The 25,523-nt window shown below is 71.1% G+C and carries 28 protein-coding genes; 5 read left to right on the top strand and 23 right to left on the bottom strand.

The window, feature by feature from the left end; genetic code table 11:
- Window positions 1-2 precede the first annotated feature (2 nt).
- From J4573_RS38295 to J4573_RS38285, 3 genes are all read right to left on the bottom strand, one after another.
- Window positions 3-650, bottom strand: coding sequence for a DUF4328 domain-containing protein (locus J4573_RS38295; RefSeq protein ID WP_208261012.1), 648 nt, complete (start codon window positions 648-650; stop codon window positions 3-5).
- A gap of 96 nt (window positions 651-746) precedes the next feature.
- Complete coding sequence (locus J4573_RS38290) at window positions 747-1,091, bottom strand: hypothetical protein (RefSeq protein ID WP_208261011.1); 345 nt, start codon at window positions 1,089-1,091, stop codon at window positions 747-749.
- A 138-nt stretch (window positions 1,092-1,229) separates the two neighbouring features.
- Entirely contained in the window at window positions 1,230-1,454 is a 225-nt protein-coding gene (locus tag J4573_RS38285) for a hypothetical protein (protein WP_208261010.1), read from the bottom strand.
- A 293-nt stretch (window positions 1,455-1,747) separates the two neighbouring features.
- Between J4573_RS38285 and J4573_RS38280 the strand changes: the two genes are divergently transcribed.
- Complete coding sequence (locus tag J4573_RS38280; protein WP_307797239.1) at window positions 1,748-2,758, top strand: nucleotide-binding protein; 1,011 nt, start codon at window positions 1,748-1,750, stop codon at window positions 2,756-2,758.
- Window positions 2,759-2,767: 9 nt separating this feature from the next.
- Window positions 2,768-3,202: a MarR family winged helix-turn-helix transcriptional regulator gene (locus J4573_RS38275; protein WP_208261008.1), complete on the top strand. Its 435-nt coding sequence runs from the start codon at window positions 2,768-2,770 to the stop codon at window positions 3,200-3,202.
- 9 nt (window positions 3,203-3,211) lie between these two features.
- Here J4573_RS38275 and J4573_RS38270 read toward each other — a convergent pair whose 3' ends face one another.
- The 6 genes from J4573_RS38270 to J4573_RS38245 all read right to left on the bottom strand — a co-directional run bounded on the left by J4573_RS38270 (window position 3,212) and on the right by J4573_RS38245 (window position 8,053).
- The gene (locus J4573_RS38270; RefSeq protein WP_372442977.1) at window positions 3,212-3,988 is read right to left on the bottom strand and encodes an MgtC/SapB family protein; all 777 of its coding nucleotides are present in this window, start codon (window positions 3,986-3,988) and stop codon (window positions 3,212-3,214) included.
- Window positions 3,989-4,110: 122 nt separating this feature from the next.
- On the bottom strand, window positions 4,111-4,410 hold the full coding sequence (locus J4573_RS38265) for a DUF3140 domain-containing protein (RefSeq protein ID WP_208261007.1): 300 nt from the start codon (window positions 4,408-4,410) through the stop codon (window positions 4,111-4,113).
- A 73-nt stretch (window positions 4,411-4,483) separates the two neighbouring features.
- A complete protein-coding gene (locus tag J4573_RS38260; protein WP_307797237.1) occupies window positions 4,484-5,308 on the bottom strand; it encodes a polysaccharide deacetylase family protein in 825 nt (274 codons plus the stop codon).
- Between the two features lie 240 nt (window positions 5,309-5,548).
- A complete protein-coding gene (locus tag J4573_RS38255; RefSeq protein ID WP_307797236.1) occupies window positions 5,549-6,610 on the bottom strand; it encodes a nitronate monooxygenase in 1,062 nt (353 codons plus the stop codon).
- Window positions 6,611-6,637: 27 nt separating this feature from the next.
- Window positions 6,638-7,600: a helix-turn-helix transcriptional regulator gene (locus tag J4573_RS38250; RefSeq protein WP_208261006.1), complete on the bottom strand. Its 963-nt coding sequence runs from the start codon at window positions 7,598-7,600 to the stop codon at window positions 6,638-6,640.
- A gap of 3 nt (window positions 7,601-7,603) precedes the next feature.
- Window positions 7,604-8,053, bottom strand: a complete 450-nt coding sequence (locus tag J4573_RS38245) for a VOC family protein (RefSeq protein WP_208261005.1) — start codon at window positions 8,051-8,053, stop codon at window positions 7,604-7,606.
- Window positions 8,054-8,163: 110 nt separating this feature from the next.
- Here J4573_RS38245 and J4573_RS38240 point away from each other — a divergent pair, with 110 nt between their 5' ends.
- Window positions 8,164-9,072 carry a 2-hydroxyacid dehydrogenase gene (locus J4573_RS38240; protein WP_243774234.1) on the top strand — a complete coding sequence of 303 codons (909 nt, stop codon included), beginning with the start codon at window positions 8,164-8,166 and terminating at the stop codon, window positions 9,070-9,072.
- Here J4573_RS38240 and J4573_RS38235 read toward each other — a convergent pair.
- The 9 genes from J4573_RS38235 to J4573_RS38195 form a co-directional block, all read right to left on the bottom strand.
- Window positions 9,069-10,172, bottom strand: a complete 1,104-nt coding sequence (locus tag J4573_RS38235; protein ID WP_208261004.1) for a winged helix DNA-binding domain-containing protein — start codon at window positions 10,170-10,172, stop codon at window positions 9,069-9,071. The genes J4573_RS38240 and J4573_RS38235 overlap by 4 nt on opposite strands.
- A gap of 28 nt (window positions 10,173-10,200) precedes the next feature.
- Window positions 10,201-10,848 carry a TetR/AcrR family transcriptional regulator gene (locus J4573_RS38230; protein WP_208261003.1) on the bottom strand — a complete coding sequence of 216 codons (648 nt, stop codon included), beginning with the start codon at window positions 10,846-10,848 and terminating at the stop codon, window positions 10,201-10,203.
- Window positions 10,841-11,944 carry an NAD(P)-dependent alcohol dehydrogenase gene (locus J4573_RS38225; protein ID WP_208261002.1) on the bottom strand — a complete coding sequence of 368 codons (1,104 nt, stop codon included), beginning with the start codon at window positions 11,942-11,944 and terminating at the stop codon, window positions 10,841-10,843. Before J4573_RS38225 ends, J4573_RS38230 begins: the two co-directional genes overlap by 8 nt.
- Before the next feature lie 7 nt (window positions 11,945-11,951).
- Window positions 11,952-13,205: a cytochrome P450 gene (locus J4573_RS38220; protein ID WP_208261001.1), complete on the bottom strand. Its 1,254-nt coding sequence runs from the start codon at window positions 13,203-13,205 to the stop codon at window positions 11,952-11,954.
- Between the two features lie 64 nt (window positions 13,206-13,269).
- Window positions 13,270-14,478 (bottom strand): L,D-transpeptidase, encoded by a 1,209-nt coding sequence (locus J4573_RS38215; RefSeq protein WP_307797234.1) that lies wholly within the window; start codon window positions 14,476-14,478, stop codon window positions 13,270-13,272.
- Between the two features lie 144 nt (window positions 14,479-14,622).
- The gene (locus J4573_RS38210; protein ID WP_208260999.1) at window positions 14,623-15,393 is read right to left on the bottom strand and encodes a crotonase/enoyl-CoA hydratase family protein; all 771 of its coding nucleotides are present in this window, start codon (window positions 15,391-15,393) and stop codon (window positions 14,623-14,625) included.
- Between the two features lie 4 nt (window positions 15,394-15,397).
- Window positions 15,398-15,961, bottom strand: a complete 564-nt coding sequence (locus tag J4573_RS38205) for a PaaI family thioesterase (protein ID WP_208260998.1) — start codon at window positions 15,959-15,961, stop codon at window positions 15,398-15,400.
- A gap of 58 nt (window positions 15,962-16,019) precedes the next feature.
- Window positions 16,020-16,937 carry a crotonase/enoyl-CoA hydratase family protein gene (locus J4573_RS38200; RefSeq protein ID WP_208260997.1) on the bottom strand — a complete coding sequence of 306 codons (918 nt, stop codon included), beginning with the start codon at window positions 16,935-16,937 and terminating at the stop codon, window positions 16,020-16,022.
- Window positions 16,934-18,718, bottom strand: a complete 1,785-nt coding sequence (locus J4573_RS38195; RefSeq protein WP_208260996.1) for an acyl-CoA dehydrogenase family protein — start codon at window positions 18,716-18,718, stop codon at window positions 16,934-16,936. Before J4573_RS38195 ends, J4573_RS38200 begins: the two co-directional genes overlap by 4 nt.
- 74 nt (window positions 18,719-18,792) lie before the next feature.
- Here J4573_RS38195 and J4573_RS38190 point away from each other — a divergent pair, with 74 nt between their 5' ends.
- Both J4573_RS38190 and J4573_RS38185 read left to right on the top strand, forming a co-directional pair.
- The gene (locus J4573_RS38190; RefSeq protein WP_208260995.1) at window positions 18,793-19,572 is read left to right on the top strand and encodes a PaaX family transcriptional regulator C-terminal domain-containing protein; all 780 of its coding nucleotides are present in this window, start codon (window positions 18,793-18,795) and stop codon (window positions 19,570-19,572) included.
- Window positions 19,573-19,691: 119 nt separating this feature from the next.
- A complete protein-coding gene (locus J4573_RS38185) occupies window positions 19,692-21,125 on the top strand; it encodes an amino acid permease (RefSeq protein WP_208260994.1) in 1,434 nt (477 codons plus the stop codon).
- A 9-nt stretch (window positions 21,126-21,134) separates the two neighbouring features.
- On the opposite strand, the gene J4573_RS38180 is transcribed toward J4573_RS38185, so the two are convergent.
- From J4573_RS38180 to J4573_RS38160, 5 genes are all read right to left on the bottom strand, one after another.
- Window positions 21,135-21,668: a hypothetical protein gene (locus J4573_RS38180; RefSeq protein WP_208260993.1), complete on the bottom strand. Its 534-nt coding sequence runs from the start codon at window positions 21,666-21,668 to the stop codon at window positions 21,135-21,137.
- Window positions 21,665-22,147, bottom strand: a complete 483-nt coding sequence (locus J4573_RS38175; protein WP_208260992.1) for a copper resistance CopC family protein — start codon at window positions 22,145-22,147, stop codon at window positions 21,665-21,667. Before J4573_RS38175 ends, J4573_RS38180 begins: the two co-directional genes overlap by 4 nt.
- A gap of 10 nt (window positions 22,148-22,157) precedes the next feature.
- On the bottom strand, window positions 22,158-22,805 hold the full coding sequence (locus J4573_RS38170) for a cupredoxin domain-containing protein (protein ID WP_208260991.1): 648 nt from the start codon (window positions 22,803-22,805) through the stop codon (window positions 22,158-22,160).
- A 94-nt stretch (window positions 22,806-22,899) separates the two neighbouring features.
- The gene (locus J4573_RS38165) at window positions 22,900-23,895 is read right to left on the bottom strand and encodes a cupredoxin domain-containing protein (RefSeq protein ID WP_208260990.1); all 996 of its coding nucleotides are present in this window, start codon (window positions 23,893-23,895) and stop codon (window positions 22,900-22,902) included.
- A gap of 113 nt (window positions 23,896-24,008) precedes the next feature.
- The gene (locus J4573_RS38160; RefSeq protein WP_243774233.1) at window positions 24,009-25,136 is read right to left on the bottom strand and encodes a CopD family protein; all 1,128 of its coding nucleotides are present in this window, start codon (window positions 25,134-25,136) and stop codon (window positions 24,009-24,011) included.
- Between the last annotated feature and the right edge of the window lie 387 nt (window positions 25,137-25,523).

Genomic DNA, 25,523 nt, shown 5'->3' with positions numbered 1-25,523 from the left:
GGTCACGCCCGCCCGGCCGCCACCAGCTCCAGCCGTTCCTCCTCGACGTGCTGGAACCCGTCGATCTTCCAGACCACCACCAGCGCGAGAACGACCGGCGGAATCCCCAGGCCACAGGCCATCACGGTGTTGGTCGCATAGTCGTGAACGGCGTGCAGCCCGCCCCAGGAGTCGGCCGCCGCGCCCACGAACCGGCTGACCAGGCAGTACAGCAACCAGCTGATCCACCAGGCGCTGACCAGCAGCGACTTGCCGGCGATCCCCCGCTGCGGCCGCCCGGCCACCCAGACGTCCTCGACCATCTGCTTGGGGATCCACAGGTTCACGATCGGGACGATCCACCCGAGCACGATCCAGGGCCGCCCCCACCGCTGATGGCCCCCGGCGATGACCGCGTTCGCCCGCACCCGGAACAGCCACGCGACCATCGCGACCCCCACGAGCACCGTGGCAGCGAGCTCCAGCCGCGTCAGAGCCTGCAGCATATGGTCGAGCGACTGCGCGGTCGCCAGGTCGATGCTGTCCGGATCGGTCGCCGACCCGACGACCCCGGCCATCCGCTGCGCCGTGATCGCCTCGCCCAGGACCACCACGGCCCAGAGCGAGATCGACGCCGTCAGGGCGACGCTGTAGGCGATGACCGGCTTCACCAGCAACTCCGGTGCGTGAAATGCGATGTCCGAATGTTAGACCCTTCGGACATCTCCCCGGTTGTCCGCTGATCCACCGCGGCTCGCCCCACGCACCTAGCGCAGCGAGAACTTTCCCTCTCGCCATTTCCTGGACGGCTCGTGGGTGAGGACCTCGGTCTCGATGACCTCGGCTTCGATGATGCGGTTCGGCGGGCGGGGAGTGGTGCCTCGATCCACCAGGCGGGCCGAGGTGATGGTCAGCTCGTAGTGGGCCCAGACCATGGCGGCGTTCTCGAGGCGGCGGGCCTTGATGTCGACGCTGTAGACGCCGGTCGGGGCGGAGGCGACCAGCATGGCCGGGACCTCGTGGTCGAGGTCGAGGGCGGTGGGGTCGGCGGGCCAGACGGCCACCCGGAGATGGCGGTCGTCGAGGACGCGGAGCTCACCCCAGTCGGGCACGCAGACGCGGGGTCCGCCGGGGCCGGATGTGATCAACAGGACGGGACGCTGACGTGACCGGGAACTCCTGATCGCTGTGACGGCGGCCGAGATCGTCATTCTTCGATCATACATTCGATTCACGTCTAGATGAAGGGGTCAGGACTGGGCGGCGGCGTAGTGCTGGCGAATGAGGCGGTAGGCGAGGCCGGCCACCTTCTCCCAGGGAATGAGCCAGGCGATCGCGATCAGCGTGGCGCCCAGTTCGGCCCGGACCAGGGCCATGACCAGCTCCCGCAGGGTGACGAGGTTGAGGCCCATGTTGGCCAGGCGGACCGCAAGGCGGACGGGGGTGAAGTTCCAGATCGCCATGAGCTTCCGCATCGCACCTCTCCCTTGCGTTCCAAAGTTTCTGACTTAGGAAAAGCTACGTTGCGTTCATGATTCTGGCAACATGCTCGTTGCGAATAGATGGCATTGATGCAGGTAGAGAGCTAGAGATCATTGCAACTGCTCTGAATTTAATGCAATGAGTCGGCGTGGATAGTGTTGCAATGGGATGGAGGTGAACGCGCAGGGTGGCGCAGAGGGGGCGGGGTCGTTTAACAATCTTTGGGCGGCGGTACGGAACGCACACGTGTGAGCACTGTGCGCGATCGATCGTCGGGGAGGGCAACGTGACGCAGCACGGCCGGCCGGTGGGGGCGCCTCCCGATCCCGCGGACGCGACGATTCCGCTGGATGCCTACCTGGGAGCCACGGACGCGCTGACGCCGGACCGGTTGCTGCGAGGGCGGCGGGCCGTACCGGAGCACGGGTGGCGGCGGCTGGTGCACCGGGCCTCGCGGGGGCGGGTGCATCCGCCGGAGTCGGCCGCGGAGGTGCGGCGGCGGGAGCTGATCGCGCGGGTGCGGACGCCGGTGGCGGGCGGGCATCACAGGGTGGCGGTGCTCAGCCTGAAGGGCGGGGTCGGGAAGACGACGACGGCGGTGGGGCTCGGGTCGGCGCTGGCGTCGATCCGGGGCGACCGGGTGATCGCGGTCGACGCGAACCCCGACCACGGGACGCTGTCGGAGAAGGTGCGGATGGAGACGCCCGCCTCGGTACGGGATCTGCTGGCGGAGATGGCCTCGGTTCCCCATCCGCGGTACGCGGACGTGCGGGCCTTCACCTCGCAGTCGATCTCGAGCCGGCTGGAGATCCTGGCGTCGGCGCGGGACCCGGAGCTGTCGAAGGCCTTCACCGATCACGACTACCGGAGCGCGGTGCGACTGCTGGAGCACTTCTACTCGATCTGCATCACCGACTGCGGGACGGGACTGCTGCACTCGGCGATGGGCGCCGTTCTGGAGCTGGCGGACCAGGTCGTGCTGGTGACGATCCCGTCGGTGGCGTCGGCGCGTTCGGCGAGCGCGACGCTGGACTGGCTGGAGGCGCACGGGCACACGCGGCTCGCGAGGAACGCGGTCGTGGTGCTGTCGAGCATCCGGCCCGGCAAGGGCGCGGGCGTCGACATCGAGGCGTTGCGGACGCACTTCGACAAGCGGTGCCAGGCCGTGGTGACCGTTCCGTACGATCCGCATCTGGCGCAGGACGCGGAGGTCGACGTCGAGCTGCTGCAGGCCCGTACGCGGGACGCGTTCCTGACGCTGGCGGCGACCGTGGGGGACGGCTTCGAGCGCAGGTAACCTCGGGGCATGGAGGTCGAGGACGGGATCAGGGCTTTGCTGCTCCTGATGCCTCGGGTGGTCGGGCGCGCCAAGCGGCTCGGGGTGCCCAAGGAGCTGGAGTCGTTCTCGCTCGCTCCCCGGCATCTGTCGTTGCTGGCCTACCTGCTGTTCGACGGGCCGATGAGCGTGAACGAGCTGGCGTCCCGGCTCGAGGTGACCCCGGCGACGGTGAGCCTGATGGTCGGCGAGCTCGGGCGGCAGGGGATTCTGGACCGGCAGACGGACGAGAACGATCGGCGGCGCACGATCGTGAGCATCGCCGCGGCCCACGAGACGGCCATCAAGGACTGGCTGGGGCGCGGGGCGCAGGCGTGGCGCAAGGCGCTGGAGCCGCTCAGCCCGGATGAGCGGCGGATGTTCGTGGAGACGCTGCTGACTTACGAGCGGGAGCTGACCGTTTAGCGCCGTGGGCTAGTCGTTGTCGTCGCGGACGTCGCCCGCGGTGACGCTGACGACGGCGGGCAGTTCGCTGAGGGCGGCGGTGAGGTCGTGGATCGAGCCCGTTCCCTCCAGGACCAGGGTGACCGAGGCCAGGCGGTGCCGGCGGCGGGTCGCGGGTTCGTCGCGGTCGCGGCGCTCGTCGCGGCCGAGGTCGGAGTCGTCGTCGGGGAACTCGCGGTCGACCGAGAGCTCCGAGACCGAGAAGCCGCGCTGGGTGCACTCCATGAGGGCGTGCCGGAGCGCGGCCTGGCCGTCCTGGTAGACCAGGCGTACGCGGCTCTGGCCGAAGCGGGTGAAGCGGTCGAGCGGCAGGCGCTTGGACAGGCCGCTCAGCCCGTACACGACGATGAAGTGCCCGGCGGTCACGGCGACCGCGAGGACCCACAGGCCGCCGCCCGCCGCCATGCCGATCGCGGCGGTGACCCAGACGACCGCCGCCGTGGTGAGGCCGCGGACCGCGTCGCGGCGGACGAAGATCAGGCCGCCGCCGATGAAACCGATGCCGGAGACGATCTGCGCCGCGACCCGGGAGGGGTCGAACGAGACGTGGTCGCCCGGGACGTTCTCGAAGCCGTACTTGCTCACCAGCATGAACAGCGCCGCCCCGACGCCGACCAGCGTGTGGGTGCGCAGGCCCGCGCTCTTGTTGCGCAGGCCGCGCTCCAGGCCGATCGCGGCCGACAGGACCAGGGCCAGCGCGAGCTCACCGAGCTCGGTGAGGCCCTGACCTGGCAGCGTATGGATCACTCATGATCCCTACCCCGCACCGGTCCCGTTGATCCGCCTGCCGCCCGCGGACCTCGGTGACCGATCCGTCAGCGGAACGGGGCCGTGGCAGACGGTCAGCGGAACGGGGCCGTGACCGACGGTCAGCGGAACGGGTCGTGGCCGACGGTCATCAGGGACCGGCGCCAGCCGTCCTTGTCGGCCGGGTCCTCCTCCAGGCGGTCCTCGACGAAGTCGACGACCTGGCGCATTACCTCGGTGTCCGCGCCGGTGAGGTCGGCCTTGCGCTTGTGCAGGACCTCCGCGACCTGAGCGCCGAGGTCGCGCGGCCCCTCGGAGACCTCCGCGGTGAGAACGGCCCGCAGCTCGTCGGAGGTCATGTTGACGATCTGGTGGAACTCCTCCCACACCAGCTCGGACTCGCCCGGGAACGCTTCGCCCATCGTTACCTCCTCTTGGAGGCCCGGCCTACCCGGCAGGCGAACGGTCATGCATGGCCGGGACGGGGCCCTGCGTTCACGGGGCCTTGATGTAGTCCTCCAGGCGGGCGACGGCGAAGCCCTGCTTGCGGATCCTCGTGAGCAGCGCGGTGAACATGCCGACCATGGACTCGCCCTTGAGCTCGTCCGGGCCGCGGAAGTGGGCGAGGATGATGTCGCCCGGCCGCAGCTTCTTGTCCGGCTCGTCGTACTGCATGTCGTGGATCTGCATCGACTCGCGCCACATGACGAGCGCGCGGGGGCCGCACTTGTCGGCGGCGAGCTGCGTGGCGTCGTTGTAGCGGCCGAACGGGGGCCGGAACAGCAGCGGGGCGGTGCCGTAGTGCTGAGTGAGCAGCTTCTGCTCGCCGCAGATCTCGGTCTTCTGCCCGTCGGGCCCGAGGTTGCTCATCACCGGGTGGGTGAGCGTGTGGTTCTGGATGTGGTTGCCGAGGGCCTGCAGCGGCTTGAAGTAGTCGTAGTTGTCCAGGATCGAGTCCCGCGTGAGGAACATCGAGATGGGGATCCGCAGGTCGGTCATCATCTGGACGAACTTCGGGTCCTTCTCCTTGCCGTCGTCGATCGTGACGAAGACGACCTTGTCCTTGGTGGGAACGCTGGTGATGATCGGCACGTAGCCGCCGCGCTTGGTGAGCTTGATCGGCTTGTCGGCCTCGGCCGGGGCGGGCGGCGCGGGAGCCATCGGCTTGAGTCCCCAGCGGCGCCACACGGCGGCGTCGGCCGGCGTCCCGGAGGCGGCTCCCCCGGCCGGGGACGCCCTGACGGTCGGCGGGTTGATCGGGCTCGTTCCGGCGGTCGCCCGGCAGCCGCTCACCGCCGCTCCCGCCCCCAGCACGGCCACGCACAGCAAAGCTCCGCCACGCACCCCGATACGCGCCAACGCCGACCTCCCCGAAGATCCCGTACGCGAAAGGTATCGGTGAAACCGCACGATTGGGCAGGCGGGGGTGTACCAATACGGTCCGCTTCGCGTAGATCACTGAGCGGAGCCGAACCGGCCCCTACCTGGGCCTGCGGCCGGGCCCCGGCTGAGCCCCGGCCGGGCCTCAGCCGGGCCCCACAGCCGGGCCTCCAGACGGCTTCAGCGGCGGGCGGAGGCGGCCAGTTCGGACTTCAGGCGTTCCACGATCTCGGCGGCGGGGGCGTCGGTGGCGAGCCTCCAGGACGTGCCCGCCCACAGGTTGACCGACTCGGCGTCGCCCTGCGCGGCCGCGGCCTTGCGCAGCGGCGAGGTCATGTAGTGGATCTCGGGATAGGCGGCGGGCGCGTACGGCGAGTGCTCGGCCTGGAACCGGTTGACCAGGCCGCGCGCGGGCCGTCCGCTGAACGCCCGCGTCACCGCCGTCGCGGTGAAGCGCGGGTCGGCGAGCGCGTTCTTGTGAACGTCGCTCGCGCCGCTCTCCGGGCAGCGCACGAACGCGGTGCCGAGCTGGCCCGCGTCCGCGCCGAGATCGAGGATGGCGGCGATGGCCTCGCCGTTCATCAGGCCCCCCGCGGCGAGGATGGGCTGCTCGGTGATGGCCCGTACGGCGGGAACGAGCGCCCGCAGCGCCACCGCGCCCCAGTCCTCGTTGGAGAACGTCCCGCGGTGCGCGCCCGCCTCGTCGCCCTGAACGCACAGGGCGTCGGCGGCGGCCGCGGTCCGGGCCTCCTCGACGGACGTCACCGTGACGACGACGATCGCGCCGCGCTGCTGGAACGCCCTGATGATCTGGTCCTCGGGGCAGCCGAAGGTGAACGAGATGACCGCCGGCGGATCGTTCATCAGGTCGGCGATCTTGGCGTCCCAGTCGTCGGAACGATCCTTGGTCGCGCCGACGGCGACGCCGAGCCGCTTGGCCTCGGGGATCATCCGGTCGCGGTAGGCGGCCAGCGTGACCTCGTCTACCGGCTCGGTCGCGGGCATGAACAGGTTGAGGCCGAACGGCCGGGAGGTCGCCGCGCGCGTCTGGTTGATCTCGGCCCTGACCTGGGCGGCGGTCTTGTAGCCGGCGGCGAGGAAGCCCAGCGCGCCCGCCTCGGCCACGGCCGCCACCAGCGCCGGCCGGGACCCGCCGCCCGCCATCGGCGCCTGGACGATCCGGCTCGCGAGCATCTCGCACAGCCGTTCCGCTCGTTGTTCCGGCAGCGTCTCCGACGACACGGCGCATCGCCTCCTTCACCACCAATGCTAGGGGTCGGGGGTGGCGGCCTCTCGATAGCGGTCGGCGAGCGTCCGGAGGTGGTCCGCCAGCGCGTCCGGTTCGAGCACCGTGAAGCCGAAGCCGAGCCCGCCGAGGAACGAGGCGAGGTCGTGCAGAACGTCCGCGCCCGTCAGGAACAGGCAGCTCTGGTCGTCCAGCGGCTCCAGCAGGCCGGCCTCGGGCGGGAGCCGGTCGGCGGCCGTCTCCAGCGGCACGTGCAGCCGCACGCGCGCCTGGTAGGTCCACTGCCGGGTGCCGACGCCGCGCATCACGTACAGCGCCGCGTCCCCTTCGGGGGGCTCACGCTGCGCGAAGCGCGGGCCGTTCGGTGTGCGCAGCCGCATCCGGTCCACGCGGAACGTTCGCCAGTCCTCACGGCCGGTGTCCCAGGCCGCCAGGTACCAGCGGCGCCCTGTGTAGACGAGCCGGTGCGGCTCGGCGGACCGTGACGTCGCCTCGCCGCCGCTGCCCTGGTAGTCGAAGCGCAGCGTCTCGCGGTCGCGTACGGCGGCGGCGATGCCGGTCAGCGTCGCCGGGTCCACGCCGGGCCCGCGCCGCGCCACCGACACCGTGGCCGACTGCAGCGCGTTCACCCGGTGCCGCAGCCGCGACGGCAGCATCCGTTCGAGCTTGGCCAGCGCCCGTACGGAGGTCTCCTCCACGCCCGCCACCGTTCCCGCCGCGGCCGTGGACAGCCCGACGGCGATGGCGACCGCCTCCTCGTCGTCCAGCAGCAGCGGCGGGAGCTGCGCGCCCGCGCCCATCCGGTAGCCGCCGGTCACGCCGGTCGAAGAGTCGACCTGGTAGCCGAGGATCCGCAGCCGCTCCATGTCGTTCCGCACGGTCCGGTCCGTCACCCCGAGCCGGCCCGCGAGGTCGGCGCCCGACCACTCGCGCCGCGTCTGGAGCAGCGCGAGCAGCCGGAGCAGCCGGACGGAGGTCTCCAGCATCGATCAGCCGCCCGCCCTCTCCGAGTCCATCCGCTCCTGGCCCGCCCGCTCCTGGCCCACTCGCTCCTGGCCCACCATCTCCAGGTAGTGCACGTTGTGCATGATCGCCAGGACGTTGCCGAACGGGTCGACGACCGAGGCGGTGACGAACCCGGGCCCGAACTCGGTGATCGGCTGCAATTCCTTGGCGCCCAGCTCGATCAGCCGGTCCAGCGAGCCCTGGAGGTCGTCGACCGCCCAGTTCAGCACCGCGCCGCCGGGGCCGGACGCGAGCGCGGGCGGCCGGTAGCGGGCGTCGATGATGCCGAGCTCGGTCTGGTGGTCACCGAAGCGGAACTCGACGTAGCCGGGGCGCTCGAAGTAGGCCTCGACGCCCAGGACCCGGGTGTACCAGTCCTTCGCGGCGTTCACGTCGTCGGCGAAGAAGTTGACGGTGGCGACTCCACGCAGCATGGCCTGCTCCTTGTTTCGTTCGGTGAGCCGTTCGGTGTGCTGAGAAGAACGCTACGAGCCATTGCGGAAGCTACGGTTCCTCAATCCTACGAGACGGCAGGATGGGCTGCATGCGCGTGCTTCTGCATTACGACATGGACTACGACGAGCCCGGCCTGGACGTGGTCGGTTGCTCCGAGCAAGACGATGAGCGCTTCTTCGAGCTGCTGCCCGACACCGAGGTCATCTGGCACGTGCTGCGCCCGCTGACCGGCGCGGACATGGACCGCGCGCCCAAGCTGAGGCTGATCCAGAAGCTCGGCACCGGCGTCAACACGATCGACCTGGACGCTGCCGCCGAACGCGGCATCGCCGTGGCCAACATGCCCGGCCAGAACGCGCGGGCCGTCGCCGAGACGTCCCTGCTGCTCATGCTGTCCGCGCTCCGCAGGCTCGCCACGTTCGACCGGCTGACCCGCGAAGGCCACGGCTGGCCCGCCGAACGCTCCATGGTCGGCGGCGAGCTCGCAGGCCGTACGGTCGGCCTCCTCGGCAGCGGCGAGATCGCGACGCTGCTGCGCGGGACGCTGGAGGCGATGGGCGCGCGGGTCCTGTTCACCTCGCGTACGCCCCGCCCCCACGATCCGGCCTGGCGCCCGCTGGACGATCTCCTCCGGGCGAGCGACATCGTCTCGGTGCACATCCCGCTGACCGACGAGACGCACCACCTCCTCGACCGCCGCCGCCTCGCGCTGTTGCCGCCCGGCGCGATCGTCGTCAACACCGCACGCGGCGCCGTGATCGACGAGGCCGCGCTCGTGGACGCACTGACCTCAGGACGCCTCGCGGGCGCGGGCCTGGACGTCTTCGAGGAGGAGCCGGTGCCCGCGAGCAACCCGCTGAACGCCCTCGACAACGTCGTCCTCATGCCGCACGTCGCCTGGCTGACCCGGGAGACCTGGGACCGCTACTTCAAGGTCGCCGCCGAGAACGTCCGCCGCCTCACCACCGGCGACCCCCTCCTCCACCGCGTCCGCTAGACGTGTTCAATGACTGGGGCGAGCGTGGCGCCGTCGGGAACGAGGAAGGCCAGGAGGTAAGTGGCCTCCTCGCTTACGGCTTCTTGCTCGGCGGGCGTCAGGGGACGGAACGGGGTCACGCGCAGTTCGTCGGCCTTGATGGACCAGCGGCCGCGGACGAAGCCGTCGACCAGGAAGAGCGGCACCCCGGCCGAGCCCTCCCAGGCGATCTGCTTGCGGTCGTCCTCGCTGATCATCCGGGTGCGGTCCTTGTAGCCGAGCACGGCGTTGTCGAACGCGGGCAGGAAGCGCACCGGGACAGGCAGGTCGGCGTCGGCGATCGGGCCGTCCGGTACGTCGAAGAGCTCCTGTCCTTCCTCACTCTTGTAGACGCGCAGCCGGTCGCGCATGCCGTTCATGACCTCGCGCAGGCGAGTGGTGCCCGACCAGGCCTGGACATCCATCACCCCGGCGGGCCCGAACGCGGTCAGGTAGCGCAGGATCAGCTTCTCGGGCTCCGGACCGGCCACCAAAGGCGCGCCGAGCGTCTCTTCGGCGATCGAGACCGAGACGTTCTTGGCGCCGCTCCAACCGCCCCATGCGCCGACCGCCGTGCCGTGCACCATCGGGATCATGACCTCGACCGCCTCGGCCAGCCGCCGGGGCAGGCGGTCCGGGTAGCGCTCACCGAGCAGCTTGGCGAACTCGCGGCGGGTGAGCTCGCGCCCGGTGATCAGCTCACGGCCGGCCTTCTCCAGCTCGGCGAGGTCCATGCCCTCGATCTCGTCGGCGAAATAGGCCGTCTTCAGCGCGCTCATCACGATGGGCAGCACGCTCGGACGCAGCCAGAGGAAGTCCTCCGCGGTCGTCAGGTGAACGGTGCGCCGCAGCGTCGTGCCGCGGACGACGGCGCGTTCGTCCAGCAGTGCGGCCAGGTCCTCGCGGCGGAAGTCCACCAGGCGTGTCCAGAGCCCGACGTACGGCCAGTTGGGCTCCTGTCCCTGGACCGCCACCAGGTGCCGGATCGTGTCCAGCGCGGGCAGCGTGGACCGTTCGACCAGCAGCTGGCGGACCAGGTGGGTCCGGTTGAGGGTGCGCAGTGACAGGGAGGCTTCCGGCATGCCCCCATCATGCAAGATCAGCGCAGGATCAACGATCAGCGCAGGACCAACGATCGGGGCGGCGGAGCGAGTCCAGGACGAAGTCGACGGCGGCCTCGGCGTGCCGCCGCGGCTCGGCGGCGATCTCCGGGCGGTCCCGGCCCGGCGTCAGCACGATCCCGCTCAGCACCCGGCCCATGATCGCGTCGGTGACGAGGGCGGGCGGGGTCCCGGCGGGCAGGTCGCCGCGTTCGACGGCCATCGCCACCACCTCCCGCGCGGCGTCGAAGCGCGCACGGGCGATGGTGAGCACGGTCTGGTCGAACAGCGGCGGGTAGAGCGACGCCTCGATCAGCACGCGCGGCAGCACGAGCGCCTTCGGCCCGACGAACATGTCGACGACCTGCTCGGCCATCATCACCATGCATTCGCGCAGGTCGGTCAGGTCGACGTCCACCTCGGGCGGCTCGGCGAGCAGCTCCAGGGCGGCGGCGAGGAGGCTCTCCTTGTCGGGCCAGCGCCGGTAGAGCGCGGCCTTGCCGATACGCGCCCGGCGCGCGACCGCGTCGAGGCTGAAGCCCGCCCAGCCCAGCTCGCCGTACACGCTCAGGGCCGTCCGCAGCGCCCGCCGGTCGATGTCGGGGTCCGGCGGGCGGCCTCGCCGCTTGGTGCCGGCGCTCGCGGGCGCATCAGCCACCGGGCACCAGCACGGGCTTCACGACCTTCCCCGACAGCCACTCGGCCTCGGCCTCGTTGATCCGGCTCATCGGGAAGGTGGTGATCAGCCGGTCGAACGGGAAGCGGTCCTGCCGCCACAGCTCGACCAGCTGCGGGATGAACAGCTGCGGTACGGCGTCGCCCTCGATGATGCCCTTGACCGTACGGCCCATGAGCAGCACCGACGGGTCCAACCGGTACTCCTCGCCGCCGACGCCGACCAGCCCGCAGACGCCGGTGGTGCGCAGGCACGTGACGGCGGTGGCGACGACCGCCGGCACCGCCGTGGTGTCGAACGAGTACTGCATGCCCTCGCCGTCGGAGCTGAGCCCGCGGATCCGCATGACGAGGTCGTCGTCGGCGCCGTTCAGCGTGTGCGTGGCGCCGAGCTCGCGGGCCAGCTCCAGCCGCGACTCGTTCAGGTCCACCGCGACGATCGTGGTGGCGCCCGCGACCCGGGCCGCCATCACGGCGGCGAGCCCGACCGCGCCGACGCCGAAGATCGCGATGGTGTCGCCCGCCTTCACGCCGAGCGAGATGAGCACCGAGCCCGCGCCGGTCTGGATGCCGCAGCCGAGCGGGCCGAGCAGCTCCAGCGGCACCTCCGGGTCGACGCGCACGGTGTTGTGCACGGTCGCGAGCGCGTGGGTGGCGAACGACGACTGGCCGAACCAGCGGTTGTTCACCGCCTCGCCGTCGGCGTCGTGGGCGCGCGGCTTGCCGTCCAGCGGCATCGCGAACATGTTGAGCGCGGCCATCTGCGCGCAGTTGCCGGGACGCGCCGCGCGGCAGTTGGCGCACGCGCCGCACGAGTCGATGGACAGCACGACGTGGTCGCCCGTCGCCACCTCGCTCACGCCGGGTCCGACCGCCTCGACGACGCCGGACGCCTCGTGCCCGAGGATCACGGGCTTGCCGATGAGGTCGCCGGGCATGCGGCCGATCAGGTCGGTGTGGCACATCCCGCTGCCCACGACCCGTACGACCAGCTCGCCCGGGCCGGGGTCGGCGAGCTCGACCGGTTCGATGGTGAACGGTCCGTCTGCGGCGCGGAGCACCGCGGCGTCGATGCGCATCGGCGGGTCAGCCCTTCAGGGAGTAGCGGACGGGGAGGCGCTTCAGGCCGCCGACGAAGGTGGTCGCGGTGCTCTCGGGGGTGCCGTTCAGCTCGATCGACTCCAGCCGCGGCAGCAGTTCCTCGAAGAACGCCCGCACCTCGATCCGGGCGAGCGCCGCACCCAGGCAGTAGTGCACGCCGAAGCCGAACGCCAGGTGCTTGTTGGGGTCGCGGCCGACGTCGAAGCGGAACGGGTCGTCGAAGACCTCTTCGTCGCGGTTCGCCGACGGGTAGGACAGCAGCATCGACTCGCCCTTGCGGATCGTCACGCCCCGCAGGTCGTAGTCCTGCGTCGCCGTTCGCATGAACTCCTTCACCGGGGTCACCCAGCGGATCATCTCGTCCACCGCGTACGGCATCAGCTCGGGCTGTCGCCGCAGGCGGTCCAGCTCGCCGGGGTTCTCCAGCAGCGCGTGCAGCCCGCCGGAGATCGTCGAGCTGGTGGTGTCGTGCCCGGCGGTCGCGACGATCACGTAGTACGAGGCGGTGTCGAAGTCGTTCAGCGGCTCGCCGTCGATCCTGGCGTTCGCGATCGCCGAGGCGAGGTCGTCGGTCGGGTTCGCGCGGCGCGCCTGCGTGAGTTCCTGGAAGTAGGCGAAGAAGTCCATCAGCACGGCCAGTTGCTCCTCGGCCGTGGCCCCGCGCCGCATGTCGGAGTCGTCGCCGCCGAACAGCTCCTGCGTGAGCTTCAGCATCCGGTCGAAGTCGGACTCGGGCAGCCCGAGCAGCGACAGGATCACGTACAGCGGGTAGTGCACCGCGGCCTGCTGGACGAAGTCGCACTCGCCGCCGAGCTCGGCCAGCCGGTCGACATATCGCTTGGCGAGCTCCTTGATCCGCGGTTCGAGCGCGCGCATCGCCTTCGGCCGGAACCAGTCCGCGCCGATCGCCCGGATCACCCGGTGGTCGGGGTCGTCCATGTGGATGAGCGTGCGCAGCGCGATCCCCTGCTCGGCGCGCTCGCGGTTCATCTGGTCGAACTCGGCGGTGCCGAGCAGCGGGCGCGGCGCGTTCAGGAACCGCGCGTGGTCGCGCTCGATCTCCAGCACGTCGGCGTGCTTGGTGATCGCCCAGAACGGGTTGTAGCCGGGCGCGTCCTCCACCCAGTGGACCGGTGACTCCCGGCGCAGCAGGGTCATCGCGTCGTGCAGGCGCCGGTCGTCGGCGTACGCGGTGGGATCGGCGAGCGTTCGGCCCGCCTCGGCCACGGTGAGGCTCATCCTGGGGTCCCCTTCCGGACGAAATCCGTCTGAAAGGGACGCTAGTAAGCGACCTCTTACGAGGTCAACCCTTTGCCCGCCAAGCATTCCAGCTCAGTTGCCAGAAGCTCCACCCGTTCGTCCAAGACAGCCCGCGAGCGGTCCCGGTGACGGTGACGACGTCGCCACGGTGGGCGTTGGCGTAGAACCACCGCGCCTCCTCCGGCGGCGAGTTCACGCAGCCGTGGCTGACGTTCCGCACGCCCTGCGCCGACCGGGTGGCGGCCATCGAGTGCACGTACTCGCCGCTGCTGGAGATGCGGACGGCGTAGGGGATCTTCTCTTCGTAGCCGCCGTGCGCCTTGTCCTTCGGATCGACGCCCATCCAGCGCGAGCTCATGGTCTCGACCAGCTTCTTCTCCATGACCAGGTGCGTGCCGGTGGTGGTGAGGAACGTGTCCACCCCGTTCTTGATCGGCCCGCCGCCCCGGCCCGCGCTGATCGGGAAGTTCCGGACGACGCGGCCGTCGCGGCGCATGACCAGGCGATGCGTCCTGGTGTCGACCGTGCTGATCTGCGCCGCGCCGATCGCGAACCGCCGCGTGACGTCGGCCGCGCCGTAGACGTTCCTGCCCGCCGCCACACCTGTCAGGCGCGCGGTGAAGCGGACCTTCTGGTGGGCGGGCCAGTACCGCTTCGTCCGGTAGACGGCCTGGTTGGACGCCACCCACCGCCACGCGCCCTCGACCGGCTTCTGCGCCTTCACCTCCAGCGCCCGCTCCACGGCGGCACGGTCGGTCACGGCCCGGTTGAACCGCACGATGATCGGCATGCCGACGCCGATCGTCTCGCTGCGGTCGCTCATCGGGGTGATGTCGGCGATCGCGAGCGTGCCGTCGCCCTTGGTCGTACGGAAGCGGCTGGTGACGGTCGTCGTCTTCCCGCCCTTGCCGGTCGCGCTCGCCGTCACCTCGTACGACGCGCCCGGCTTGAGGCCCCGCTTCGCCTTCCAGCCCGTACGACCGGCACTGAACCCGCCCGCGACGCTCGCTCCTCCGGAACGCACGGAGACCTGCGAGAGCGTGCCGTTGCCCACCGAGACGGCCACCCGGCTGTCGGGCCGTACCCCCGCCGAGCCGTCGCCCGGCGTCACGGTCACCGAGGGCGCGCCGTCCTCCCCGGCGACGGTGGTGCCGCGGCTGGTGTCCTTGTCACCGGAACCGCCACCGCAACCGGCGGCTGCCAGCACGAACGTGACCGCGAGCGCGATCGACTTGAGCTTCACATGCGTCACATGCGTCTCCACGACTCGGGGGAACGGAAGATCGTTCTCTACGTATCTCCCGATGAGGGGATTTCTGTTCGCTCCCCTGTGAAGCCGGCGCTTCACTTCCATATGTCCGAGAAGTGGCAATTGTGACAGGTGTTCCGGTAACGATCAGATGTCGGCGAAGTCCCCGTGACGGCCGGCGCCGGAGGCGAAGCGGGCCGCGCCCTCCATGGCCTCGTGCAGGGCGTTGGTGCCGTGACCGAGCTCGTTCGACAGCGCCTCGTCCTCGGAGAGGCCGTCCTGCTCCAGCGCCGACAGCCGGTCGCCGCGCATGCAGATCTGCGGGAAGCGCGCGATGCCCGCGGCCAGCTCCTCGGCGGCCCGGCGCGCCCTGCCCGGCGGTACGAGCCGGTTGGCGAGCCCGATGTCGTACGCCTCGGCGGCCGTGACCGGGCGGCCGGTGAGGATGAGGTCCATCGCGCGGCTCATGCCGATGAGGCGCGGCAGCCGCACGGTCCCGCCGTCGATCAGCGGCACGCCCCAGCGGCGGCAGAAGACACCGAACGTGGCGTCCTCCTCCACCACCCGCAGGTCGCACCAGAGCGCCAGCTCCAGCCCGCCCGCGACGGCATGGCCGGAGACGGCGGCGATGACGGGCTTGGACAGCCGCATCCGCGTCGGGCCCATCGGGCCGTCGGCGGGCAGCGGGTCCACGCGGTTGGCGCGGCCCTCGCCCATGCCCTTCAGGTCGGCGCCCGCACAGAACGTCCCACCCTCGCCCCACAGCACGGCGACCGCCGCGTCGTCGTCGGCCTCGAAGGCACGGAAGGCCGCGGCCAGCTCGGCGGCGGTGGGCCCGTCGACGGCGTTGCGGACCTCAGGACGGGAGAGGATCACCGTGGTGACCGGTCCCTGGCGTTCTGTACGGACGGCAGGCATGTCGCTATCCCTCACGTTCCCTTGAGAAGTGCTCTTCGGGGACCTCGATGAACAGGGCGGCGGCGCGGACGGCGATCGGCCCGTCGGGCCCGCCGATGCGCCCCTCGCCCTGGAGGTAGGCCTTGCGGCCGTCGACGCCGGTGCACCACGACCGCAAGTAAACCGTGGAGCCGACCGGCACGGGCGCCATGAAGTCGGTCTCCAGACGCCCGGTCACGTACCGCTTGCCGAGCACCCAGGCCGACGAGCCCAGCGACTCGTCCATCGCGGTCGCCAGCACGCCGCCGTGGGCGAGGCCGGGGGCGCCCTGGTGGGCCTCCAGCACGGTGAACTCGCCCGTGACCTCGGTGCCCGTGATGCCGGTCTGCTTGACCCGCAGCCCGTCGGAGGACTGGTCGCCGCAGCCGAAGCAGCCGTCGTAGTCCGCCAGCTTCAGGTCCAGGTCCCGGCGGTCGGGTCCTGACGGTTCCGGGACGGTCGCTCCGGGCGGCGGGGTCGTACGGGACGAGGCGGGGCCGGGCCTGCCGGACGGGCTACCGCTGGGGCTTCCGGTGGAACGGGCGGTCATGGAGCTCCTTCAACTGCCGAATCACGTTCGGCTTTGAGGGTACTCAACGGCCGCGTCCTCACAGGTCACCGGCGTCCGGGACCGGTCCACCGCCCTCGGGGATCCAGCGCCCCGAGTCGCGCCACTTCACCGCCTCGTGGAACCCGTGCGCGGCGGCGAACTCCTGGAACCAGCGGCCCTCCGGCGAGTGCCGGGTGATCCCGTCGAAGAGCGTCGCCAGGACCTGCGTGCCGGCCAGGCCCATGTTGTCGTACGCCTGGTTGATCATGAGTTTCTGCATGGCCAGCTGATTGATCGGCACGCCCGCGATCCGGTCGGCGAGCGCCTCGACCCGCGCGTCCAGCTCGTCCGCCGGGGCCGACTCCAGCACCAGGCCCCAGTCGGCCGCCTGCCGCCCGTCGATCGTGTCGCCGGTCAGCAGCATCCGCTTGGCCCGTTCGGCGCCGAGCCGGTAGACCCACATCGCGGTCGTCGGGCAGCCCCACACGCGCGCCGGCGGGTAGCCGATGCGGGCGTCGTCGGCCATCACGACCAGGTCGCACGACAGGGCGATGTCGCTGCCGCCCGCGATCGCGTACCCGTGCACCTTGGCGATCGTCGGCTTCAGCGAACGCCACAGGCTGAAGTAGTCGTCGGTGAAGCCCTTCATGGCCCGGTAGTCCTTGATCGGATCCCAGGTCGTGCCGCCGCCGGTGCCCGCGCCCTGCGTTCCGGCGCCCTGCGTTCCGGCGCCTTCCTCGGCCGAGATCTTCAGGTCGTAGCCGGAGCAGAACGCCCGGCCCGCGCCCTGCAGCACGATCACGTGAACGGCGGGGTCGTCGTTGGCCCGCCGGATCGCCGCCGTGATCTCCCCAGGCATGTGGAAATCGATGGCGTTCAGCCGATCGGGCCGGTTGAGCGTGAGGTAGGCCTTGCGGTCCTTCACCTCGTAGAGGACGGTCGGCTGCGGCCCCTCGGGCTGCTCCGTGTCGGTCACGGGGTCTCCCGGTCGTCGATCAGGGCGCCGTCGGCGAGGTCCTTGAAGCGGTCGAGGTCCTCGGCGGGGCGGTCGATGGCGCGCAGCGGGCCGGTGTCGGCGAGGTGCGACTGCGCGTACAGGCGAGCGATCAAGGCCTTGCGGTCGGTGCCGAGCTCGGCCCGTTCCCACCCGGCCTGCTCCAGCAGCAGCGCGCTCGCGTAGACGTCGGCCATGTACTGGGCGAGCGGGTAGAGGCGTGCCTCGGCGGTCGGGCGGTCCAGTCCCTGCCAGGCGGTGATGGCCTGGCGGAGGTGGCCGATGCGCTCGTTCACCAGGTCGGCCGTCGCGTCGTCGCCGGGCGGCGCGGCCTCGGCGGCCTGGGTGAGGCGTTCGAGGAACGGCTCGTGCGCCTGCTCGCGTTCCATGGCGCGGCGTACGTCCAGGGACAGGATGTTGTCGCCGCCCTCCCAGATCGGGTTGACCTGGGCGTCGCGCAGGATGCGGGCGACCGGCCACTGCTCGATGTAGCCGTTGCCGCCGTGGATCTCGATGGCGTCGCTGGCTGCGGTGACGCCGAGCCGCGCGGCGCGCATCTTGATGAGGGCGGCGCCGATGCGCAGCCGCGGCCTGCTCAGGTAGCCGTCGAAGACGAGCGCCTGCGCGGCCTCGGTCTCCACGATCAGCTCGGCGAGCTTGCGGCGCATGAGCGGCTGCTCGTACAGCGGCGCGCCGAACGCCTCGCGGGCGCGGGTGTAGCAGAGCGCCTCGACGAGCGAGCGGCGCGCGCAGCCCAGGCCCATCATCGAGATGCCGAGCCGGGCGCCGTTGGTCAGCTCCATCATCCGCGCCAGGCCCTTGCCGTCGCCCGCCTGCCCTTCGGCGGGCTTGGTGGTCGAGGGGGCGAGCAGGAACGCCTCGGCGCCGGTGAACTCGATCTCGCCCGAGGCGACCGAACGCGTGCCGAGCTTGTCCTTGAGGCGCCGGATCCTGATGCCGTTGCGCGACCCGTTCCGCCGCTCCTGGAGGACCAGGAACGGGGCGATGCCGCGCACGCCGTCCGCCGCGCCCTCCGGCTTGGCGAGGACGACGAACGCCGATCCGTTGGCGTTGGAGGCGAACCACTTGAAGCCGTTCAGCCGCCACGCGTCGCCGTCCGGGGTGGCCGTGGACTCCAGCGCGCCGAGGTCGGAGCCGCCCGACCGTTCGGTGAGCATCTGAGCGGCCTCGCCGGAGAACATCCCGGCCGCGAACAGCTCGCGCACGCGTTCCTTGACGTCCTCGGGCGCGAACAGCTCGGTCAGGCCGACGACCATGTCGCCGCCGGTGCCGAGCGCGCAGGCCATCCCGATGTCGGCCTGGTCGAGCAGGTAGCTCCAGGCGACCGCCATCGGCGCCGGGTCGACCTTGGCCTCGCGCGCCTCGGCGAAGAACTCGGGGCGGGTGAACGAGGTGGCGACCAGGTCGGCGCGCGCCGCCTCGAAGGAGGGCGGCATGACGACCTGGCTGATGTCGCGTCCCCACCGGTCATATTTCTCTAGCCGCGGCGGGTTGCGGTCGGTCTCCTCGGCCCGCTGCGCGATCGGGCCTCCCATCAGCGCGCCGAGCGCCTCCATCCGGGGCTCGGCCCAGGCCAGCGCCTCGGTGCCGAGGTGGCGGTGCATGAGAAAGCGCAGCGTGGGGTCGCAGGTGTACCAGTTGAGCCCTGCCGCGCCGCGGTAGCGCTCGGTCGCGTACCGGCGCGCCTTGTCCGGGCCGCCGAACGGAAGCCGGTCGACCGGCTCGATCAGGTAAGAGGCCATACCCGGACATTACGCTCTCTCGCCACGCGACGGAAGACTGTAATCTCTTGGGATTGGGTAAGGTCCGCAAGGCCATGACGAACACCCTCGGACTCCGCCCCCTGACCGCGCGTTCCGTCGTGCTGAGCACCCTGCTCGGCTCGCACCCGCCGCGCCTGGCTGCGCGCTACCTCGTGCGCGTCGGGGACCTGTTCGAGATCGCCGAGGGCACGATCCGGGTGGCGCTGTCACGGATGGTCGCCGCCGGGGATCTGGTCCAGGTGGACGGCACGTACGAGCTGACCGAACGGCTGCTGCGACGCCAGGCACGCCAGGACGAGAGCCGTTCCCCGCGCACCCGCCCCTGGGACGGGGAAGGGACGGCCGGCGCGGGCGATGCGGAGGACGCGGGCGGCGCATGGGAGATCGCCGTGATCACCGCCGAACGCCGTCCCGCCGCCGACCGGGCCGCGCTGCGCCAGGCGATGGCGGCTCTGCGGCTGGCCGAGATGCGCGAGGGCACCTGGCTGCGCCCGGCCAACCTCACCCGCGAACGGCCCGAGATCGTCGACCAGCAGTGCACGTTCCTCATCGGCCGCCCCGAGCAGGACGCCCGCGTGCTGACCGCCGCCCTCTGGGACCTGGACGCCTGGGCCGGCAAGGCCCACGCCCTGCGCGCCGCCCTGGACGACGCCGACTCGCTCGCCGAACGCTTCACCGTCGCCGCCGCCGTTCTGCGCCACCTGCTGAACGACCCGCTCCTGCCGGAGTCGCTGCTCCCGGACGCCTGGCCCGGCGCCGAGCTGCGCGGCCACTACGAGCGCTTCGAGCAGGACTTCGGCCGCCTCCTCGTAGAGCACGTCCTAGCGCCCTGATTCCGCACACCTCGGGGGCATGATCAAACCGATCCGCATCCTCTGATCCGGAACGGGAAGAGATCTACCGACGGCCCGCGACGAGGCGGGTCGCCGCTTGGAGGTAGATCCCCGTGTCCATGACGGACCAGCTCCTGCGACGCAAGCCGATCGAGCAGATCGAGGACGACGGCGTCGGCGGCACCGGCCTGCACCGTACGCTCGGCCTCTGGCAGCTGACCGCGATCGGCGTCGGCGGCATCATCGGCGCGGGCATCTTCTCGCTGGCCGGCGCGGTCGCCAACGAGAAGGCCGGGCCCGCCGTCCTGATCTCGTTCCTCATCGCCGGCATCGCGAGCGCCGCGGCCGCCTTCTCCTACGCTGAGTTCGCCGGCCTGATCCCGAGAGCCGGATCCGCCTACACCTACGGCTACGCGGTGCTCGGCGAGTTCACCGGCTGGGCGATCGGCTGGGACCTGCTCCTGGAGTACACGGCGATCGTGGCGGTGGTCGCGATCGGCATATCGGGCTACTTCAACGACCTCCTCGGCTTCATGCACGTCGACCTGCCCCTGTGGATGAGCGGCGCCCCCGGCACCGAACCCAAGGGCGTCGACCCCCACAGCTACAAGGTCAACCTCTTCGCGGCACTCCTCTGCCTGCTGATCGCCTACGTCCTCAACATGGGGATGAAGAACGCGGCGCGCTTCGAGACCGTGCTGGTCTACCTCAAGGTCGCCATCGTCCTGCTGGTCATCGTCGTCGGCGTCTTCAAGATCAACACCGGTAACTACTCGCCGTTCTTCCCGTTCGGCCTCTCCGGAGCCTTCACCGGGGCCGCGACCGTCTTCTTCGCCGTCTTCGGCTACGACGCGATGAGCACGGCCGCCGAGGAGTCCAAGGACGCCCGCAAGCACATGCCCAAGGCGATCCTCTACTCCCTCGCGATCTCGATGGTCCTGTACGTGCTGGCCTGCCTCGTCCTCACCGGCATGGTCAACTACAAGGACATCAACCCGAACGCCGCGTTCTCCTCGGCGTTCGAGGACCAGGGCATGAAGGTCATCGCGATCATCATCGCGGTCGGCGCGATCCTGGGCATCCTGACCGTGCTCTTCACGTTCATGATGGGCGCGACCCGCGTCTGGTACTCGATGAGCCGCGACGGTCTGCTGCCCAGCTGGTTCGCCAAGACCCACCAGACCCGCCACGTCCCGACCCGCATCACCTGGATCCTCGGCGTCGGCTCGGCCCTCATCGCAGGCTTCCTGCCCATCGGCGAGGCCGCCGAACTCACCAACATCGGCATCCTGCTGGCGTTCATCGTCGTCTGCGTCGCGGTCATCGTGCTCCGCTACAAGCAGCCCGACCTGCCGCGCCAGTTCAAGACACCGGGCATGCCCGTCGTCCCCATCATCGGCGTCGTCTTCTCGATCTGGCTGATCACGTTCCTGGAATGGCAGACCTGGGTCCGCTTCGCCGTCTGGTTCGTGATCGGCTGCGTCATCTACTTCGCGTACAGCCGCCGCCACTCCCTCCTCAACCGGCAGGACCGGCCTGACCCGCAGGACTGACGGGCGGCCTCACTCCGGCTCGAACTCGGCGCCGATGAGCAGGCGCAGCCGACGTCCGAGCATGGCGCGGCGGGCCTTCGGCAACCGTCCCCAGCCCGTCGCGCGGGTGTCCACGGCCGTTCCGCCGAGCAGGATCGGACCGTCGCCGCCGGAGGGAAGGAAGCGCCCGACGAGCGTCAGTTCCGTCACCTGCCCGTCGGCCCGCAGCTCGCCGCGCATACGGAAGCCGTACGTACCGACGCGGCTCAGCCGCCGCGCCTCCAGCGTCAGCGTGTCCCGGCGCGCGACGCCCGGCCACACCGTGCCGAGGACGCCTCGCGCGATGGGCGGCCCGGTCAGCCTGCGCGGGGACGGCCGCACTTCGATCACCAGCTCCGCGTCCCACGGCTCGTTCCCGACCGTGAAGAGCCCGCCCACGGCGGCGAACCGGCTCCGAGTGCTCATCCCCAGCACGCGCACGGTCAGCTCCACGACGCAGTTGCGGTGGCGGAGCACGTACGTGCCGGGTTCGAGCCGCGGCGGCTCGGTGATCTCGGCGGTCACCGGCCCGCTCCCCTGGTCCCCTTGCCCGGCCGCCGGAGGGCCACGCTGATCCCGATGGCGAGCAGGATGACGAAGGCCGCCGCCAGGCCCGCGTACCAGATGACATCGCCGGAACCGGAGTCCGGCTCGGGGACCTGCGCCGCCTGCTCGGTACGCGGACTGGCGGGCCCGCTCGCGACGGTCAGGTGGATCACGCCGTCGGCGACATGACCGTCGTCCGCGCTCACCGAGCGCCAGGCGACGACGACCGGGCCGCGCACGTTGTGCGGGACCTTGCTCAGGTCCGCCACGAGCGTCTTCGCATCGGACGGCGATGAGGACAGGTGCAGCCGGGTACCGCCCAGGGTGACCACCGACTTGTCCTTGGACGGGGCCTCGGTGAAGGTCAGCTTCATGGTGGCGGGCAGCGCCTTCAGCACCGCGCCTTCAGAGGGGTTGGACGAGCGCAGCTCGGCGTGCGCGAGGTAGTGGATGTGCATGGGGTGCTCCTCAGTCGTGATCGGGACGGCCGGCGGCGGAGGTGAGCAGCAGCAGGCAGAACACGGCGATCGCGCAGACCAGCCCGGCGATCGGAAGCAGCGGGTTCACCGACTTCTGCGGGGTCGTGGCGGCCTCGTTGGACTGCGGCGCCTGCTGCTGCGGCATCGGCGTCATGGCGGACGCCGTGGGTGCAGGGGTGGCGGAGGCCGTGGAGGGCTTGGCCGCCGCCGAGTGCTTCCCATGCGCCGTGGTCGTCGGCGTGGGAGCGGGAGTCTGCGCAGGGCTCGTGGGCGACTCCCGGACGACGGCCTGCGCGCGCATGTCGGGATGGATGGAGCAGTAGTAGGAGTACGTTCCGGGCGTACGGAAGGTGAAGCTCCAGGAGCGGCCGCGCTGCAGCAACGGTCCGCGTACCGACTGCGGGCCGCTCGTGGTCACCACGTCGTGCGGGACCTGGTCCAGGTTCGTCCAGATCACCGTGTCCCCGGCTCGTACGGACACGGTCGCGGGACTGAACGCGGACCCCTTCATCTGCACCCGTACGGTGGCGGCAGCCGCGCGGGTGGGCGCGGCCGCTCGGGCGGGTGAGGCGACGAGCAGCGGCGGTGCGCACAGCGCGCAGGCGAGGGCGGCCCGTGCCAGGGCTCTCAGGCCCATGGGTCTCTCCCATCGGATCGGGGCTCGGGCAGAATCTCCGGTGGGCGGCGGACCGGCCGACTGTGACTCGGCCGGTCCGCCGCCCTCAGCGCACTCAGCAGCTACCGCCGCCGAGCAGCCCGTCCAGACCGGGCTTGAGGATGTCCTGGACCAGGACCAGATGGCTCTTCAGGTAGCTGTCGACCGCGAGCGCGTCCTGCACCTGCTGGGCGGGCGACCGTTGCAGGTGCGCCGCGTAGAGGTGCTGGAGCAACGGCTGGAGGCCCTTGAGCAGGCTCTGCACCTCCGTCACGCCCGACTGCAGGATCATCTGCACCCAGGCCAGGTGGGTCTTCAGGTAGCTGTCGAGCGCCAGCGCGTCCGCGACCTGTTCCGACACGGAACGCTGCAGGTGAGCGGTGTAGACGTGCTGGAGGATGACGGTCAGGATCTCGTTCAGCGCCCCCGTGCACTGCGATGGCGTGCCCGGCCCGCCCGTCTGCGTCGGGGACGGCGTGGGCGACGGCGGCATCGGGTGCCCGGTGGGCGACGCGGTCGGCGTGCCGGTGGGCATTCCGGTGGGCATGCCGGTCGGGGTCGGCGTCGGCGCGGGCGCCCCGCCGGTGACCGTCACCCCGGCCTTCATGTCCGGGTGGTACGCGCAGTAGTAGGCGTAGGCGCCAGGCGTGGTGAAGGTGTAGGAGAACGACGCGCCCGCCTTGATCTCACCGGAGTCGATCTTCTTGGGACCGGAGGTGGTCGTGACCGTGTGCGGCACGGCGTCGTCGTTGATCCAGGTCACCTTCTGACCGGCCGCCACCGTGAGCGTGGTGGGGGCGAAGGCGTTGCCTTTCATGTGGACGACCGCCGCGGCGGCTGCCTGGGCGTTCGGGTAGGCGACCGGCGCCGCGAGCCGCGGATCGGCCGGGGTGAGCCCGCCCGACGCGGCCACGGAACGGTTCGGGCCGATCGCGGCGGCGCGGTGGCCGCCGCTGAGCCCGATCAGGCTCAGCATCGCCAGCGCGACCGCGAGGGCCGCGCACACCAGCAGCACGAGCCGCCGTCGTGGATTCACCGGCGGATCGAGCACTTCTGCGGGGGGTTGTCGCATCGTTCTTCCTTCCTGGTTTTCTTCGTTGTTCTTCTTGGGACATGGCGGGGTGAAGCCACGGCCGGGGCGGGGCGGGGTCGGACGGGACCCGCCCCGGACGTGACGGTCGGGGGTCAGCGGCCGGGTGCGGCGGTGACTAGTAGTGAGGCGGCGAGCAGGACGACCGACAGCAGGGCCGTCTCGGCCGCGACGGAATAGAGCAGGGGCCGCACGGTCACCGCGTCGCCGCGCAGCAGAACGGCCAGATCCAGGCGTTCGGCCACCCACTTCTTGCTGCGCTGCGCGGCGGCGAGGACGAGCGCGAAGACCGCGAGTTTGCCCAGCAGCAGCCGCCCGTACGACGTCGTGACCAGGCCGTCGAACGAGCCGACGAGCTGCCACGCCAGCACGAGACCGGACGCGGCGATCGCGAGCACCGAGCCGAGCGCGAGCATCGAGTAGCGCGGCATGACCCGGGCCAGTTCCCCGGCGCGGTGCCGCTGGACGACCCCGGCGAGCAGCATCACCAGGCCGCCGAACCACAGCGAGACCCCGGTCAGGTGGAGCAGGTCGGCCGCCTGGCTGAGCGCGGGCCGCGGCGTGCCGGACGCATGCCCGGTCATGCCGGTGGTTCGCAGCAACCCGAAGCCCACCGCCAGCGCCGCGACGCGCCAGGGAGCATGCCGTACGGCCTGGTCACCGGCGCGCAGCGCCCAGGCGAGGACCACTGCGGCGAGCACCCACAGCAGCCCCTTCACCGCCCAGACCTCACCGAGGTGTTCGGTGAGCACGCCGCCGAGCACGTCGGGCTTGAACACCTCCGACAGCGGGCGCATATCGTTCTGCAGGCCCTGCAGTCCGATGCCGACCAGGGACGCGCCGGCGCCAGCCGCCCAGGCCGTCACCAGGACGCGACGGACACGGTGATGCCACGTTCCGTCCGGCCACAGGAGGGCGAGGAACGCCAGCCCGCCGACGAACACCGTCATCCCCAGGAAGCCGGCGACCTTGGCCGCGACCGTGAGCGGCCGTACGCCCGCATGCTCGTGCGGGACGGCGGGTGGCGCAACGGCAGGCTCTTGAACGCCCGGGCTCGTGGAATGCGTCGGGGACACGGAGTGCGTCGGGGTCGCGGTCCGGTTCGGCTTCGGATGCGCGTATGCGTGCGCGGGTGTCGTGGTCGGCAGCGCGAGGACCAGCCACAGCAACGCCATGAGGAGCACGAGCGGCGCCCGGAGCGGCCGCGTGCGGGGAACGGCCATTCCACTTCACCCCTTCGCATCCGTCGTGCAGCCCGGGGCGTTGCCGAGAGGCAGCAACGGACCGATCAGCGGCGTGGTGATCGCGTTGAGGATGGCGCCGAGGATCCCGGCACAGTCGCGATCCTCAGGCGGTTTCTGCCCCGGTGGGGTCTGGCCGGGGGACGGAGAACCCGATGGGGACGGTGACGGCGCCGGAGGCGAGGACTGCGTCGGTGACGGGGTCGGGACCGGCGCAGGGGACGTCGGCAGCTGGCTCGGGGCAGGCGGCGGAACGGCCGGCCCGTCGGTGGGCGGCGGCGATGCCGCTGGGAGCGAGGGCGCGGCGGAGGGCACGAGCGGGACCGGTGCGGCGCCCGGCGGTGTCGTGGCCCCGGCCGTCCAGGACAC

Origin of the sequence: Actinomadura barringtoniae (assembly GCF_017573505.1) — a bacterium.
In the GTDB taxonomy this organism is placed as follows: Bacteria; Actinomycetota; Actinomycetes; order Streptosporangiales; family Streptosporangiaceae; genus Spirillospora; species Spirillospora barringtoniae.
Note: the sequence above shows the minus strand (reverse complement) of the source record. Positions and strands in the feature narration are given on the sequence as shown.

Excerpts from the sequence above, each read along its gene's own strand:
- J4573_RS38225 (WP_208261002.1), bottom strand. The coding sequence starts at position 11,944 with ATGCGCATCGACGCCGCGGTGCTCCGCGCCGCAGACGGACCGTTCACC.
- J4573_RS38210 (WP_208260999.1), bottom strand. The coding sequence starts at position 15,393 with ATGCCTGCCGTCCGTACAGAACGCCAGGGACCGGTCACCACGGTGATC.
- J4573_RS38285 (WP_208261010.1), bottom strand. The coding sequence starts at position 1,454 with ATGCGGAAGCTCATGGCGATCTGGAACTTCACCCCCGTCCGCCTTGCG.
- J4573_RS38170 (WP_208260991.1), bottom strand. The coding sequence starts at position 22,805 with ATGGGCCTGAGAGCCCTGGCACGGGCCGCCCTCGCCTGCGCGCTGTGC.
- J4573_RS38250 (WP_208261006.1), bottom strand. The coding sequence starts at position 7,600 with ATGCTGGAGACCTCCGTCCGGCTGCTCCGGCTGCTCGCGCTGCTCCAG.
- J4573_RS38220 (WP_208261001.1), bottom strand. The coding sequence starts at position 13,205 with ATGAGCCTCACCGTGGCCGAGGCGGGCCGAACGCTCGCCGATCCCACC.
- J4573_RS38165 (WP_208260990.1), bottom strand. The coding sequence starts at position 23,895 with ATGCGACAACCCCCCGCAGAAGTGCTCGATCCGCCGGTGAATCCACGA.
- J4573_RS38190 (WP_208260995.1), top strand. The coding sequence starts at position 18,793 with ATGACGAACACCCTCGGACTCCGCCCCCTGACCGCGCGTTCCGTCGTG.
- J4573_RS38195 (WP_208260996.1), bottom strand. The coding sequence starts at position 18,718 with ATGGCCTCTTACCTGATCGAGCCGGTCGACCGGCTTCCGTTCGGCGGC.
- J4573_RS38175 (WP_208260992.1), bottom strand. The coding sequence starts at position 22,147 with ATGCACATCCACTACCTCGCGCACGCCGAGCTGCGCTCGTCCAACCCC.
- J4573_RS38275 (WP_208261008.1), top strand. The coding sequence starts at position 2,768 with ATGGAGGTCGAGGACGGGATCAGGGCTTTGCTGCTCCTGATGCCTCGG.
- J4573_RS38240 (WP_243774234.1), top strand. The coding sequence starts at position 8,164 with ATGCGCGTGCTTCTGCATTACGACATGGACTACGACGAGCCCGGCCTG.
- J4573_RS38265 (WP_208261007.1), bottom strand. The coding sequence starts at position 4,410 with ATGGGCGAAGCGTTCCCGGGCGAGTCCGAGCTGGTGTGGGAGGAGTTC.
- J4573_RS38160 (WP_243774233.1), bottom strand. The coding sequence starts at position 25,136 with ATGGCCGTTCCCCGCACGCGGCCGCTCCGGGCGCCGCTCGTGCTCCTC.
- J4573_RS38235 (WP_208261004.1), bottom strand. The coding sequence starts at position 10,172 with ATGCCGGAAGCCTCCCTGTCACTGCGCACCCTCAACCGGACCCACCTG.
- J4573_RS38185 (WP_208260994.1), top strand. The coding sequence starts at position 19,692 with ATGACGGACCAGCTCCTGCGACGCAAGCCGATCGAGCAGATCGAGGAC.
- J4573_RS38205 (WP_208260998.1), bottom strand. The coding sequence starts at position 15,961 with ATGACCGCCCGTTCCACCGGAAGCCCCAGCGGTAGCCCGTCCGGCAGG.
- J4573_RS38245 (WP_208261005.1), bottom strand. The coding sequence starts at position 8,053 with ATGCTGCGTGGAGTCGCCACCGTCAACTTCTTCGCCGACGACGTGAAC.